The organism is Bradyrhizobium sp. USDA 4474 (assembly GCF_054057515.1).
The window spans coordinates 4081364-4095491 of the sequence record NZ_JBSRZJ010000002.1 but is presented as its reverse complement, the minus strand read 5'-3'; the positions used below and the strand labels follow the sequence as shown (position 1 = coordinate 4095491).

Genomic DNA, 14128 nt, shown 5'->3' with positions numbered 1-14128 from the left:
CGGCCCGTTGGTTGCGAGCGCACTTCGCACCTGCGGCAGCGATTTGCGACGATTCCAGTAGCCACTCTCCAGCCTTTGCCCTAAGCCTCGGCCTCCAAGCCTGGACCGCTTGCCAGCCGTTCCGGCAGGCTCGATACTGCGGGCAATGAGGCAAGCCCGAGGCACAACGGGCTCTGATGCAAGAGAGGGGAGTTTCCATGGAGCGCATCTGGCTCAAGCAATATCCGCCCGGCGTGCCCGCCGATATCGAGCCGACGCAATACGCATCGCTGGTCGACCTGCTTGAGGAGAGCTTTACGAAGTTCGCCGACCGCAAGGCGTTCATCTGCATGGACAAGGCCATCACCTATCGCGACCTCGACCAGATGTCGCTGGCGCTCGCGGCTTACCTGCAGGGTCGCGGCCTGCAGCGCGGCGCTCGCGTCGCAATCATGATGCCGAACGTGCTGCAATATCCCGTCGCCACGGCCGCGGTGCTGCGCGCCGGATTTGCCGTGGTCAACGTCAACCCGCTCTACACGCCGCGCGAGCTGGAGCATCAGCTCAAGGATTCCGGCGCCGAAGCCGTCATCGTGCTGGAGAACTTCGCGCATACCGTCGAGCAGGTGGTCGCGAGGACGACGGTCAAGCACGTCATCGTCGCCAGCATGGGCGATCTGCTCGGCTTCAAGGGCATGATCGTCAATCTCGTCGTCCGCCGCGTGAAGAAGATGGTGCCGGCCTGGTCACTACCGGGCTCGGTGTCGTTCAACGACGCGCTCTCGGCCGGACGTGGCCAGACCTTCAACAAGCCGAAATTGTCGCCCGGCGACGTCGCCTTCCTGCAATATACCGGCGGCACCACCGGGGTCTCAAAGGGCGCCACGCTGCTCCATCGCAACATCGTGGCCAACGTCTTGCAGAACGATGCCTGGCTGCAGCCGGCGCTCAATGCGCCGCCGCATGTCGAGCAGCTCATGATCGTCTGCGCGCTGCCGCTCTATCACATCTTCGCGCTGACGGCCTGCTATCTGCTCGCGGTGCGCGCCGGCGGCTGCAATCTCTTGATCCCGAACCCGCGCGACATCGCAGGCTTCGTCAAGGAGCTGGCGAAGTACCAGGTCAACAGCTTCCCGGCAGTGAACACGCTCTACAACGGGCTGATGCATCACCCCGACTTCAAGAAGCTCGACTTCTCCAAGCTGAAGATATCCAACGGCGGCGGCATGGCGGTGCAGCGCCCCGTGGCCGATCAATGGAAAGCGATCACCGGCTGCTTCATCGCCGAAGGCTACGGCCTGTCGGAGACCTCGCCGACGCTGACCTGCAACCCGGCGACGGCAACGGAGTTCACAGGTACGATCGGCATTCCCGTGCCTTCGACCTGGATTTCGATCCGCGACGACGATGGCAACGAGCTGCCGCTCGGCCAGGCCGGCGAGATCTGCGCCAAGGGCCCGCAGGTGATGTCGGGCTACTGGAACAGGCCCGAAGAGACCGCGAAGGTGATGACGGCGGACGGTTATTTCCGCACCGGCGACATCGGCATCATGGACGAGAAGGGCTACACCAAGATCGTGGATCGCAAGAAGGACATGATCCTGGTCTCCGGCTTCAACGTCTATCCGAACGAGATCGAGGAAGTAATCGCGAGCCATCCAGGCGTGCTGGAATGCGCCGTCATCGGCATTCCCGACGCCAAGTCGGGCGAAGCGGTGAAGGCCTTCGTGGTCAGGAAGGACCCGAACCTCACGGCTGAATCCGTCATCAAATTCTGCCACGAGCAGCTGACGGGCTACAAGGTACCCAAGCACATCGAATTCCGCAGCGATCTGCCCAAGACCAATGTCGGCAAGATCCTGCGCCGCGAGCTGCGCGACGAGAAGAAGGCCCAGGCGGCGTAAGGCCGCCTCTGTCCCGGAACGGCGCGCGTCTGCGCGCCCTTCCGTCATAAGCGAAGCAATCCGAGAATGTATCTGCGGAGGCAGTCTGCATCGGCTCGTCGCAAGAGCTCCTCGCAAGGACGAGAAAAAGGCACCGCGGCCTCGTCACGGCTGTTTGAAGCCGTTTCCCTCCGGCGGTAAAATGCTCTAGAACAGCCCCGGCCCTTTCCATGGAGAAACGACGATGGCGATCCAGACTGGCGACAAGCTGCCCGAGGCGAAATTCCGCGTGATGACGGCGGAAGGCCCGCAGGTGAAGACCACCGACGATATCTTCAAGGGCAAGAAAGTGGCGCTGTTCGCGGTGCCCGGCGCCTACACCGGCACCTGCCACAAGATGCATCTGCCGAGCATCTTCCTCAACGCCTATGCCATGAAGGACAAGGGCGTCGACACCATCGCGATCGTCTCCGTCAACGATGCCTTCGTCATGAATGCCTGGAAGCGCGACACCGACCAGCGCGACGAGGCGATCTTCCTCGCCGACGGCAATGCCGACTTCGCCAAGGCGATCGGCATGGAGCTCGACGCCTCCGGCAACGGCCTCGGCATCCGCTCCAAGCGCTATTCGATGCTGGTCGAGGACGGCGTGGTCAAGAAGCTGAATGTGGAGGCGATGCCCGGCAAGGTCGAGGTGTCGGGCGGCGATACGCTGCTGGGGCAGCTGTAAGCTTCAGGCCACTTCGTTCCACCAATGACGCCATGCCCGGGCTTGTCCCGGGCATGCACGTTTTTGGCTGCGTGTGGAAGGCGTGGATGGCCGGGTCAAGCCCGGCCATGACGAACGGAGGGAGCGTATGCCCCTACTCCGCCACCCGCGCTTGCGTCCTTGCCTTCACGATCCCATCCCGCGCGAGCTGATCCGCGCGCTCGTTTTCGGGATGCCCGGCGTGGCCCTTCACCCAGTGCCAGCGAACCTCGTGCGCCTTCAGCGCGGCATCGAGGCGCTGCCACAGTTCGACGTTCTTGACCGGCTTCTTGTCGGCGGTGCGCCAACCGTTGCGCTTCCAGCCGTGGATCCAGCCGGTGATGCCCTGCCGGACATACTGGCTGTCGGTGTAGAGATCGACGGTGCACGGCTTCTTCAGCGCTTCGAGCGCGGAGATCGCCGCCATCAATTCCATCTGGTTGTTGGTGGTGTGCGGCTGGCCGCCGTTCAGCTCTTTTTCCTTGTCGCCGAACTTGAGAATTGCGCCCCAGCCGCCGGGCCCGGGATTTCCCGAACAGGCGCCGTCCGTGAAGATCGTGACGTTGGGGAGCTCGCTCACGCGACCAGTCCTGAGGCTATCAACCCGTAATCGCGCGCGCTGGAAACGCTCTGGTGGAAGCGCAGCTTGCGAAAATACTCCAGCGGATCCTTCGGCTTCACCAGCGCGCCGGGCGGCACATTGAGCCAGTCGACCAGCCGCGTCAGCAGGAACCGGATCGCAGCGCCGCGCGCCAGCAGCGGCAGCGCAGCCTCTTCCGCCTCGCTCAGCTTGCGCACCCGGCCATAGGCGTTGAGGAAGGCTCGGGCCTTGGTGACGTTGAAGGAATGGTCGGGCTCGAAGCACCACGCGTTCAGACAGATCGCGACGTCATAGGCCAGCATGTCGTTGCAGGCGAAGGTGAAGTCGATGATGCCCGAGAGCTTGTCGCCGAGGAAGAAGACGTTGTCGTTGAAGAGATCGGCGTGGATCACGCCTTCGGGGAGATCCGCCGGCCAGACGCCGCCGCAGAGATAGTCGAGCTCGGCCGCGAGGAACGCGCGCAGGCCCGGCTGCACCTCGTCGGCGCGGTCCGCCGCCGCATTGAACAAGGGTCGCCAGCCGGCAACCGAGAGCGCGTTGGCACGCTTGCCGGCAAAGTTCGCGCCGGCCAGATGCATTCTCGCGAGCCCGTCGCCCACGCCGGCGCAATGCACGGCATTCGGCTTGCGCGGCCAGATGCCTTCGAGAAAGGTGATGATCGCGGCGGGCCTTCCCTGGATCTCGTGCAGCGCCTCGCCGTCTTTCGCCTTCACCGGCAGCGGGCAGTTCACGCCGTGCTCGGCCAGATGCGTCATCAGCGCGAGGAAGAACGGCAGATCGTTCTTCGCCACGCGCTTCTCATAGAGCGTGAGGATGAACGAGCCCTGACTCGTGTGCAGCAGGAAGTTGGTGTTCTCGACGCCCTCGGCGATGCCCTTGTAGGAGAGCAATTCGCCGACATCGTACTGCTTCAGAAAATCCGCAAGCTCGTCGGCGGCAACGTCGGTGTAGACCGCCATGAAAATCTACTCAGCGGCGGCTTCGGGGCGCACCTGGCGCGGCAGCGGGAAGAACTCGTTCTCTTCGGCGGCCGAGACCGTCTCCACATGCAGCGTGTAGCGCTCGGCGAACGCGTCCATGATCTCCTCGACGATCACTTCGGGGGCGGACGCACCTGCGGTGATGCCGAGGCTCTTGATGTTGCCGAACCTCGTCCAGTCGATATCGGCGGCGCGCTGCGCCAGCACCGCGATTCCGCAGCCCTCGCGCTCGGCGACCTCACGCAGGCGCTGCGAGTTCGACGAATTGGGGGCACCGACAACGATGAGGGCGTCGACCACCGGGGCCACCTTCTTCACCGCGAGCTGGCGGTTGGTGGTGGCGTAGCAAATGTCTTCCTTGTGCGGCCCGTTGATGTTCGGAAAGCGCTCCTTGAGCAGCGCCACGATTTCGGCGGTGTCGTCGATCGACAGCGTGGTCTGGGTCACGAAGGCCAGATTATCCGGGTCCTTCGGATTGATGGTCTTGGCGTCCTCGGCGGTCTCGATCAGGGTCACGGCGCCGACCGGAAGCTGGCCGAGCGTGCCGACGACTTCGGGATGATGGGAATGGCCGATCAGGAAGATCTCGCGGCCGCGCTTGAAGTGGATCGCGGCCTCGCGGTGCACCTTGGTGACCAGCGGACAGGTCGCATCCAGCGAGAACAAATTGCGCGACGAGGCGTCGGCCGGAACCGATTTCGGCACGCCATGGGCCGAGAACACCACCGGCGCGGTGGTATTCTCGGGGATTTCGGCGAGCTCCTCGACGAAGATCGCGCCCTTCTTCTTCAACCCGTCGACGACGTATTTGTTGTGCACAATCTCATGGCGAACATAGACGGGGGCGCCATACTTATCGAGCGCCCGTTCCACGGTATCGATCGCCCGGACCACCCCGGCGCAGAAGCCGCGAGGAGAACAAAGCACGATCTTGAGGTCTGGTTTGGCTGACATTGAGCGATCTCGGGACCGAATCACCCCATTCGCCTGCTGGCGCGGGACGGGTCGATGGATGGAAAAGGGCGTAAAACCGTCTGCTTCGACGATATAGCGGCTTGAGAGGGAATTGGGCCCCCTTTCGGGCGCTGTCAAGGCACTATCTATAGCAGAACCATTGCGTGGCTACCCCCTCCGGGCTTATATAGCGCGAATTCCCTGTCATCGCTGATGACCACCGGTTTCGCCTCCAGAGGGGTGGGCGAAGCACAAAGGAGATTTGCCATGAGCAACGCACCTCTGATGCCCAAGGCGACCGCCGTCTGGCTGCTCGACAACACCGCGCTGACCTTCGACCAGGTCGCCGATTTCACCAAGATGCACCCGCTCGAGGTGCGCGCGATCGCCGACGGCGACGCCGCGCAGGGCATCAAGGGCATGGACCCGATTTCCAACGGCCAGCTCACCCGCGAGGAGATCGAGAAGGGCGAGAAGAACCAGGACTACCGGCTCCGTCTCCAGGAGAGCAAGGTCGTGCTGCCGCCGCAGCCCAAGCGCAAAGGCCCGCGCTACACCCCGGTGTCGCGCCGCCACGAGCGCCCCAGCGCCATCCTGTGGCTGCTGCGCAGCCATCCCGAGCTCAAGGACGCCCAGGTCATGCGTCTGGTCGGCACCACCAAGAGCACCATCGCCAGCGTCCGCGACCGCACCCACTGGAACACGTCCCAGCTGACCCCGATCGACCCCGTGACGCTCGGCCTCTGCTCGCAGATCGAGCTCGATTTCGAAGTGGCGCGGGCGGCCAAGGAAAAGCCGATCGACGCAGCCTATGGCGGCGCCACGCTGCTGCCGGCCTCCGAGACCACCAAGAAGGACGAGTACGAGCAGTCGGAGAAGTCGAGCGACGACCTCAACGTCGACGCCGTGTTCGCCAAGCTCAAGACCCTCGGCGGCAAGAAGCACGAGGAAGAGGAGGAGTAGTCGCCCCTCCCTTTCGTCATCGAAACGCAAAACGCGGCGGGACAACCCGCCGCGTTTTTGTTTCGAAAACCTCACCTCGCAATCACGGAAGAAGCGTCGATCAGGGCCGCTACGGATGGTTCAGCATGTATTCGCCGAGATCGCGCTGACGGCGGTCGGCGCGTGAGGTGGCGGCGCTACGCTGCACGTCGCGGTCCTTGCGACACGCCACGTATTCTGGTGAGCCCTGCGCATAGCCGCGGCTCTGGCACACCGCATCATCGTCATCACCTCCCATCGCCACCGGCGTCTGGTAGCGCGCCGAGCAGGCGGAGAGAGCGATGGCGAGCAGAACGGCTGCGAGCAGGCGCGGCGCGGTGGCGAGTGGCATACGAGGTCCCCTGTTGGCGGGCCTTGTTTAGCGCGGAATGAGGAGATTGTAAGTCGCCGTCGCTCACGCCCTGCCCTTCAGCGCCTCTCCGATCTCGTCGAGCACCTTTGGATCCTCGATCGTGGCGGGCATGGTCCAGGCCTCGCCGTCGGCGATCTTCTTGATGGTGCCGCGCAGGATCTTGCCCGAGCGCGTCTTGGGCAGCCGGCCGACGGTGATGGCGAGCTTGAAGGCGGCGACCGGACCGAGCCTGTCGCGGACCAGCGCGACGATCTCCTTCTCGATCTCATCAGGCGGGCGCTTCACGCCGGCCTTCAGCACCAGGAAGCCGCAGGGCACCTCGCCCTTGATCGGATCCTTGACGCCGAGCACGGCGCATTCGGCGACGTCAGGATGCGAGGCCAGGATCTCCTCCATGCCGCCGGTGGAGAGACGGTGGCCGGCGACGTTAATGATGTCGTCGGTGCGGCCCATGACGAAGACGTAGCCGTCCTCGTCCTTGTAGCCGGCGTCCGAGGTTTTGTAGTAGCCGGGGAACTCGCTCAAGTACGCTTCCCTGAAGCGCGCGTCCTGATTCCACAGCGTCGGCAAACAGCCTGGCGGCATCGGCAGCTTGATCACGATCGAGCCCATGGTGTTGGGGCCGACGGGTTTTGCCGCCTCGTCCACGACGTCGACCTGGTAGCCGGGCATCGGCACCGTCGGCGAGCCGTGCTTGACCGGCAGCTGGCCGAGGCCGACCGGATTGCCGGCGATGCACCAGCCGGTTTCGGTCTGCCACCAATGATCGATGACAGGCACCTTCAGCTGCTGCTCCGCCCATTCCACCGTCGGCGGGTCGGCCCGTTCGCCGGCGAGGAACAGCGTGCGGAATTGGGAAAGATCGTATTGCCGGATGAACTTGCCTTCCGGATCCTCTTTCCTGATCGCGCGAAACGCGGTGGGCGCGGTGAACAAGGCGACCGCCTTGTGCTCGGAGATGACGCGCCAGAACGCGCCGGCATCGGGCGTGCCGATCGGCTTGCCCTCGTACATGATCGAGGTCGCGCCGTGGAGCAGCGGCCCGTAGACGATGTAGCTGTGTCCGACCACCCAGCCGATATCGGAGCCGCACCACCAGACCTCGCCCGGCTTGACGCCATAGAGGTTGAACATCGACCATTTCACCGCGACCAGATGGCCGCCATTGTCGCGGACGACCCCCTTGGGAATGCCTGTCGTGCCCGACGTGTAGAGGATGTAGAGCGGATCGGTGGCGGCAACCGGCACGCAAGGAGCGCGCTTGCCGTCGTTCATCGCCTTGCGGCGCAGGCTCGCCCAGTCATAATCGCGCTTTGGCGCGAGGTCGCAAGTCAGCTGCGGACGCTGCAGCACGATGCAGGCCTTCGGCTTCGAAGACGCCAGCTTGATCGCCTCGTCGAGCAGCGGCTTGTACTGCACGATGCGGCCAGGCTCGATGCCGCAGCTTGCGGAGAGAATGAGTTTTGGCTGCGCATCGTCGATGCGGGTCGCAAGCTCCTTCGCGGCAAAGCCGCCGAACACCACGGAGTGTACGGCTCCGATACGGGCGCAGGCCAGCATCGCGACCACGGCCTCCGGAACCATCGGCATATAGAGGATGACGCGGTCGCCCTTGGCGACGCCAAAGTCCTGCATGATCGCGGCGAGCGCCTGCACCTCGGCCAGCAGCTCCGCATAGGTGAACCTGGCGACGGAATTCGTCAGCGGCGAATCATGAATCAGCGCGACCTGGTCAGCGCGGCCACGTTCGACGTGACGGTCGAGCGCGTTGTAGCAGGTGTTGACGACTCCACCGGCGAACCAGCGGCCATAGACGCCCTGCGCGCCATCGAAGATTGTCTTCGGCGGCTCGATCCAGTCGATCTCCTTCGCCGCCTCGGCCCAAAAACCTTGGGGATCAGCCAGCGAGCGCGCATGGACTTCGTGATATCGGCTCTTCCCGCCACCGGTTCCCTGGACGTCCATTGCCGCGCTCCCGTTCCCTTTGATGGCCTCGCCTTGACCTGATGGCAGGGTAGAAGTCGCGCCATGACAGGGATCAAATGCCGACCTTGTTTGAGACGTATTTTCCCGGGAACGGGCTGCGGTTCAAGCTGAAAAGGATCGGCCTTTTGGCGGAGGCAGGGGCGCTGCGCAGGTGGTCTGCTCGCTGGCGCCGCGTGCGGGAAGAGGCGAAGAACCTCACCCCTCCATCGCATTCAACCGCTGCAACCGGTCCTGCATGACCTTCTTCAGATCGTAGCCGGGGAGGCGGAAGCTGGCGTCGCGGGTGGCGAGGAATTCATGCTGGGATTTGCGCAGATCGGCGGCCGAGCGCCGGCTCATCGATCGCAGTACGCGCTGATAGGCCTCGGCGAGCTGGCGGTCGAGCATGCCGAGCTGTGGATCGGCGCAGATCACCTTCTCCACCTCGCGCCTGGCATGGGCGCAATCGAATGACGGTCCGTTTCCGGAATTCGCAGCGAGCGGCTGCGGCGGGACGGCGCCGAACTTTGCGATCTCCGTGATCATGGTGCGGCGACCGTCCGCGGCGTTGGTGTTGCCGGGATCGAGCCGCAGCGCCGTCTCGTAATCAGCCAGCGCCTTCTTGCGCTCGCCCATCCTGGTGTAGAGCACGGCGCGGTTGTTGTAGGCCTTCGCGAAGTCAGGATCGAGTTTCAGCGCGTCATTGTAGTCGCTGAGCGCCGCGCCGAACTCGCCCTTGAACTGGTAGGAATCGCCGCGGTTGGTGAAGAAGTTCGGCCGCGGCGCCAGCTGAAGCGCCTGGTTATAGTCGACGATCGCCTTGTCGTAGTCTTTCGTCGCGGCATAAGAGAGCCCGCGATTGTCGTAATATTCCGGCACTTTCGGATCGAGCCTGATCGCCTCGTCGTCATCGGCGATGGACTTTTCGAGCTGGCCGAGCTTCTTGTAGGCGGCGCCGCGATTGGTGTAGCTGCGCGGCCGGTTGGGATCGAGCCGCAGCGCCTCGCTCAGATCGCTCACCGCCTTGTCGTAGTCGCCCTTGAGATAAAAGGTAGCTCCGCGGTCGGACCAGGCCTGCGCATAATCCGGCTTGAGCTTGATCGCCTGGTCGTAATCGGCGAGCGCGCGATCGAGTCGGTGCTGGTTGGTGTAGGCGACGCCGCGCTGTTCATAGGCTTCGGCATCTGTCGGATCGAGTTCGATCGCCTTGCTGAGATCGGACGCGGCGCGGTTGAGATCGCCGCCAGCCTCCCGCAACAAATTGCCTCGCAACCGCCAGGCGCTCGCGTTTTTGCCATCGAGCGCGATGGCACGATCGATATCCCGCAACGCCTGCGTGAGACCGCCTGATATCCGCGCATTGGCATCGGCCCGGACCAGCAGCGCCGCGACGCGATCGGACGCCGGGTTCGAGGCCTGGTCGATGACGGCGCTGCATACCGAGATCAGGTCCGCAGGCGCAGCCTTGCTGCCCATCACGCAATCGGCGGCGGCAGATGCCGGAGCGGCGATAGCGAGGCTGATTGCAGCGCCGATAAGGAAGCGGCTTACCCGGCCATTTGCAATCGGGAATGCTTGCGCGGAAGAACGCGAGCCGCACATGGCGATAACTCCGTGACTCAGATTTTCCGGTTGTCGCGGCGACGGGTAAGTGGGTTCAAATGGGGCTGTCTCCGCCGTCATGGCCGGCTCGTCCCGGCCATCCACGCCTTCATCGTGGACGTATGCCCGGGCGTGACGACCTCCCATGGGGTCAACTCAAGACCCGTCCAGCCCATTCAATCGTTGCAGACGCTCCTGCAACGCCTTCTTCAGATCATATCCCGGCCGGCCAAACCCGGCATTCCGGCGGGCGATGAAGTCTTCCTGCTCACGCTGGAGCTTCTTCGCCTCGCCCTCGTTGCGCGCCGCGCGCTGTACGCGCGCATTGGCGGCATAAACCTCCCTGTCGAGGTCCGCGAGTTCGCGATTTCCGCAGATCGCCTTCTCGACAGGGCGGTGCGCGCCTGCGCAGTTGAAGCTGGGCTTGCCGGCAACCGCCATCTGCGCGCCGATCCGCTCGATCTCGCGCGCCATCGCCTTGTGGTTGGCCTTGGCTTTTTCATGGTTAGGATCGATCCGGAGCGCCGCGCCGAAATCCAGCACCGCTCTGGGCTTGTCCCCCTTCTTCAGCCAGAGCTCGCCGCGCGCGTTGAAAACATCGGCGAGCGTGGGATCAAGCAGCAGCACGCGGCTGTCGTCGGCGATGGCGCGGTCGATCTGGTCATGACGCGCATAAAGCGCACCGCGCGCGATCAGCGCCTTGATCAAGTCGGGCTTTGCCGTCTTCTCGTCATCGATGACGGCGGCGCAGGCCGCGCCGGCCTTGTCCGCATCATCGGCCGCAGCTGCGGAAAGGCATGCCGCGATGTCGACCTGCACGATTCCGGCCGGCTCGCCCCCGGCCGCAGCATCAGCCGCTCCAGCCAAGATCGCTGAGAGCGCCGAGAGCAGCGCTGCAGCCGAGACCTGAATGAACTTTTGAAAACGCATGCTCGTTGCGGGTCGGAAAGGCTTGCCTTGAGGCCGTATTATTCATCATACGGCCCGATCGGTGCTAGCTTGTGGCGCCGCTCACACCGGTTTTGGGGACCAATTTGTCGACATTCGAATGGATCATCGCGCTTCTGCTCGGCGCCGTTGCATTATCGGCGCTGGCGCGGCGGATCAAGGTCCCCTACCCGACCTTTCTCGCGATCGGCGGCGCGCTGATCGCCTTCGTGCCTGATAGCCCGACCTGGACGCTCGAACCGGATCTGGCATTGGCGCTTTTTGTCGCACCGGTACTGCTGGATGCCGCCTTCGACACCTCGCTGCGCGACCTGCGCAAGAACTGGGTTCCGGTCTCGACCCTGGTCGTGGCCGCGGTCGGCCTGACCACGGCCGGCGTCGCCTATGTCGCGCATCGGCTCTTCCCGGACATGCCCTGGGCCGCCGCGGTGGCCCTCGGTGCAATCGTCGCACCGCCGGATGCCGCGGCTGCGGTCGCGATCCTGAGCCAGGTGAAGCTGCCCTACCGCATGGTCAAGGTGCTGGAGGGTGAGAGCCTGCTCAACGATGCCAGCGCGCTCCTGATCTATCGCATCGCGGTCGGCGCCGTTGTCATGGAGCACCTCAAATGGAGCGAGGTCGCGCCGACGATCGCGCTGGGGCTGGTCGGCAGCGTCGTCGCCGGATTAGCCGCGGGACGCATCATCCCGTTGCTCATGGAACGGGTAAAGGAAGCGCCGAGCGCGATCATCGTCCAGTTCGCCACCACCTTCCTGGTCTGGATCACTGCAGAGCATCTCGGCCTCTCCGGCATCCTCACCATCGTGGTCTATGCCATGACGGTCGCGCGTTCGGCCGGGCTGCGCATGCCGGCGCGGCTGCGGGTGCCGTCCTATGCGGTCTGGGAAACCACGGTATTCGTGCTCAACGTGCTCGCCTTCATGCTGATCGGCATGCAGATGCGGCCGATCTGGACGCGGCTGGATGCGGACGTCCGATGGGAATATTGCGTGGCGGCCGCCTGGATCCTGCTCACCGTGGTTCTGGTCCGGCTGCTCTGGGTGACGTTCTACCGCACGACCTTGCGTGTGCTGGTTGTCCAAGGGATCTTTCATCCGAAAGATCCTAATGCCGTCGCTTCACCGAAGGGCGGCCTCATCATCTCCTGGTGCGGCATGCGTGGCCTCGTCACGCTGGCGACCGCCTTCGCGCTGCCGGCGAACTTCCCCTATCGTGATTTCATCGTCTTCATCGCATTCGCGGTGGTGTTGGGCTCGCTGGTGATCCAGGGCCTGACGCTGCGGCCGCTGATCCTTGCCTTCGCGCTCAAGGACGACGACCCGGTCGGCATCGAGGTCGCGCGCGCCCGCGCCATTGCCTATCGCGCCGCACTCGATGCCATCGAGGACGATCCCTCGGAGGAGGCTGAAATCCTCAGGCTCGAATACCGCGCCGTCCTGATGCAGGCCGACGATGATCCTCACGGCGGCATCGCCAACGGCGAACTCCCCGCCGATCCGCTGCGCCGCCGCGCCATCGACGCCGCACGGAAATCGATTTTTGACCTGCGCGCCACCGACGTGATCGGCGACGATGCGTTTCACCGGATCGAGGAGGAGCTGGATCGCGCGGAGCTGAGTGCGGGCGGATAGTCGTGGCGCGCGAGGCGAAACTCAAGCCCCTGCCTTGCAGGTGATCCCGCCGTCGACCACGAGTTCGATCCCCGTGACATATTTCGACTCGTCCGACGCCAGGAACAGCGCGGCATTGGCGACATCGAACGCGTCGCCCATATGGCCCATCGGCACCTGCGCATCGCGGGCGCGCCACATCGCCTCGACATCGCCCTTGGCGTAGCTCGCAGCCAAGCCCGCCGAATGCTCCACCATCGGCGTCTTCATCAGGCCGGGCAGGATCGCGTTCACCCGCACGTGATGCTTCGCGAACTCGATCGCTGTGGTGCGCGTCATCTGGTTCATCGCAGCCTTGGAGGTGCCGTAGGTGACGTAGGAAATTCCCATATGGCGGATCGAGGCGATCGAGGAGATGTTGATGATCGAGCCGCCGCCCTGCTTCACCATCACGGGGATGACGTGCTTCATGGCGAAATAGGCGCTCTTGAGATTGACGGAGAAGACGCGGTCCCAGCTTTCCTCGGTGACCTCGACCACGCTGCCCATCTCGGCGATCCCGACATTGTTGTCGAGCACGTCGATGCGGCCATAGGCCTTGAGACACGCCGCGACCATCGCCTCGATGTCGCTCGCGCGCGAGACGTCGGCCGTGAATGCGATCGCCTTGCCGCCTTCGCCGGTGATGATCTCCGCGGTCCCCTCGGCAGCAGTGCCGTTGCGGTCGACGCAAAACACCTGCGCGCCTTCGCGCGCAAAGGTCACCGCGGTGGCCTTGCCGTTGCCCCAGCCGGGTCCGATCGAGCCGGCGCCCACCACCATCGCAACCTTGCCCTTGAGCCGGTCCATCGCGTGTTCTCCCATCTTGTTCTTTGTTGGAGCCCGGATCTTTGCCGGCGCGCATCTTGCGGGGACACCATCTCGCCGCACGCTGAGAGGGTGAACCCGTCGCTGGCAAACCCTTACTGGAACGTCATGTCCAGGCACTTGGAGATGTCGGAACCAAGGCCGGAGGAGATGGTGATGCAGCCGCGGATCTTCTGCGTGGTCATGTCGGCGGCCCAAACCGAATAGCCGCCGGGGCCGAAGAACGAGTTGGTGTTCGGCGGCTCGGTCTCCGTCGCGTCGAAATCATAGTGACCGTCGGTCTCGAAGATGCGCGGCTTCTTGGTGCAGCCGCCGTCGGTCTGGACGTTGATGACTTCCTTGTTGTCGCGGGTCAGCGCCAGCGAGACCTGGCAGCGGAAATATTCCGAGGTCTTGGTATTGAAGAGATAGGTGTAGGACTTGCAGGTCGCGGTATTGAGCTTGCCCGGGGCAAGTCCGCGGCTGCACGAAATCCGCTGGTTGTGGCTGAGCTGGAAGTCGTCGGCCCGGGCGGGCCGGCGCCAGCGCTGTCAGCGACACCAAGGCAGCCCAGCAGAATTTAATGACATGACGCATTCGAATCACCCCCACCACTATCTTTGGTCGTGTTGCGTTCTAGACTGAAAGCGGAACATAG

12 protein-coding genes and 1 pseudogene are annotated in these 14128 nt (G+C 64.1%); 4 read left to right on the top strand and 9 right to left on the bottom strand.

Annotation, left to right across the window (positions count from 1 at the left end):
- Window positions 1-197 precede the first annotated feature (197 nt).
- Both ACVW16_RS21285 and ACVW16_RS21280 read left to right on the top strand, forming a co-directional pair.
- Complete coding sequence (locus ACVW16_RS21285; RefSeq protein WP_456701087.1) at window positions 198-1883, top strand: long-chain-fatty-acid--CoA ligase; 1686 nt, start codon at window positions 198-200, stop codon at window positions 1881-1883.
- Between the two features lie 223 nt (window positions 1884-2106).
- Window positions 2107-2592 (top strand): peroxiredoxin, encoded by a 486-nt coding sequence (locus tag ACVW16_RS21280; protein ID WP_092226973.1) that lies wholly within the window; start codon window positions 2107-2109, stop codon window positions 2590-2592.
- 133 nt (window positions 2593-2725) lie between these two features.
- On the opposite strand, the gene rnhA is transcribed toward ACVW16_RS21280, so the two are convergent.
- Genes rnhA through ispH form a run of 3 tightly spaced genes read right to left on the bottom strand, consistent with a single transcriptional unit; the run spans window position 2726 to window position 5145 of the window.
- Window positions 2726-3190 carry a ribonuclease HI gene (gene rnhA / locus ACVW16_RS21275; RefSeq protein ID WP_456701086.1) on the bottom strand — a complete coding sequence of 155 codons (465 nt, stop codon included), beginning with the start codon at window positions 3188-3190 and terminating at the stop codon, window positions 2726-2728.
- Window positions 3187-4170 carry a homoserine kinase gene (locus tag ACVW16_RS21270; RefSeq protein WP_456736364.1) on the bottom strand — a complete coding sequence of 328 codons (984 nt, stop codon included), beginning with the start codon at window positions 4168-4170 and terminating at the stop codon, window positions 3187-3189. The genes rnhA and ACVW16_RS21270 overlap by 4 nt, the downstream gene beginning before the upstream one ends.
- 6 nt (window positions 4171-4176) lie before the next feature.
- On the bottom strand, window positions 4177-5145 hold the full coding sequence (gene ispH / locus ACVW16_RS21265; RefSeq protein WP_456701084.1) for a 4-hydroxy-3-methylbut-2-enyl diphosphate reductase: 969 nt from the start codon (window positions 5143-5145) through the stop codon (window positions 4177-4179).
- A 267-nt stretch (window positions 5146-5412) separates the two neighbouring features.
- Here ispH and ACVW16_RS21260 point away from each other — a divergent pair, with 267 nt between their 5' ends.
- A complete protein-coding gene (locus ACVW16_RS21260) occupies window positions 5413-6108 on the top strand; it encodes a DUF1013 domain-containing protein (protein WP_456701083.1) in 696 nt (231 codons plus the stop codon).
- A gap of 109 nt (window positions 6109-6217) precedes the next feature.
- On the opposite strand, the gene ACVW16_RS21255 is transcribed toward ACVW16_RS21260, so the two are convergent.
- From ACVW16_RS21255 to ACVW16_RS21240, 4 genes are all read right to left on the bottom strand, one after another.
- Window positions 6218-6478 (bottom strand): hypothetical protein, encoded by a 261-nt coding sequence (locus ACVW16_RS21255; RefSeq protein ID WP_092226968.1) that lies wholly within the window; start codon window positions 6476-6478, stop codon window positions 6218-6220.
- Between the two features lie 63 nt (window positions 6479-6541).
- The gene (locus tag ACVW16_RS21250) at window positions 6542-8464 is read right to left on the bottom strand and encodes a propionyl-CoA synthetase (RefSeq protein WP_456736365.1); all 1923 of its coding nucleotides are present in this window, start codon (window positions 8462-8464) and stop codon (window positions 6542-6544) included.
- Window positions 8465-8680: 216 nt separating this feature from the next.
- The gene (locus tag ACVW16_RS21245) at window positions 8681-10066 is read right to left on the bottom strand and encodes a tetratricopeptide repeat protein (RefSeq protein WP_456701081.1); all 1386 of its coding nucleotides are present in this window, start codon (window positions 10064-10066) and stop codon (window positions 8681-8683) included.
- A 156-nt stretch (window positions 10067-10222) separates the two neighbouring features.
- Window positions 10223-10996, bottom strand: coding sequence for a hypothetical protein (locus tag ACVW16_RS21240; protein WP_456736366.1), 774 nt, complete (start codon window positions 10994-10996; stop codon window positions 10223-10225).
- A gap of 71 nt (window positions 10997-11067) precedes the next feature.
- Here ACVW16_RS21240 and ACVW16_RS21235 point away from each other — a divergent pair, with 71 nt between their 5' ends.
- Window positions 11068-12645, top strand: a complete 1578-nt coding sequence (locus tag ACVW16_RS21235) for a cation:proton antiporter (protein ID WP_456701079.1) — start codon at window positions 11068-11070, stop codon at window positions 12643-12645.
- Between the two features lie 21 nt (window positions 12646-12666).
- On the opposite strand, the gene ACVW16_RS21230 is transcribed toward ACVW16_RS21235, so the two are convergent.
- The gene (locus ACVW16_RS21230) at window positions 12667-13473 is read right to left on the bottom strand and encodes an SDR family NAD(P)-dependent oxidoreductase (RefSeq protein ID WP_456736367.1); all 807 of its coding nucleotides are present in this window, start codon (window positions 13471-13473) and stop codon (window positions 12667-12669) included.
- 113 nt (window positions 13474-13586) lie between these two features.
- Window positions 13587-14067: pseudogene (locus ACVW16_RS21225) on the bottom strand (hypothetical protein).
- Window positions 14068-14128: the final 61 nt, after the last annotated feature.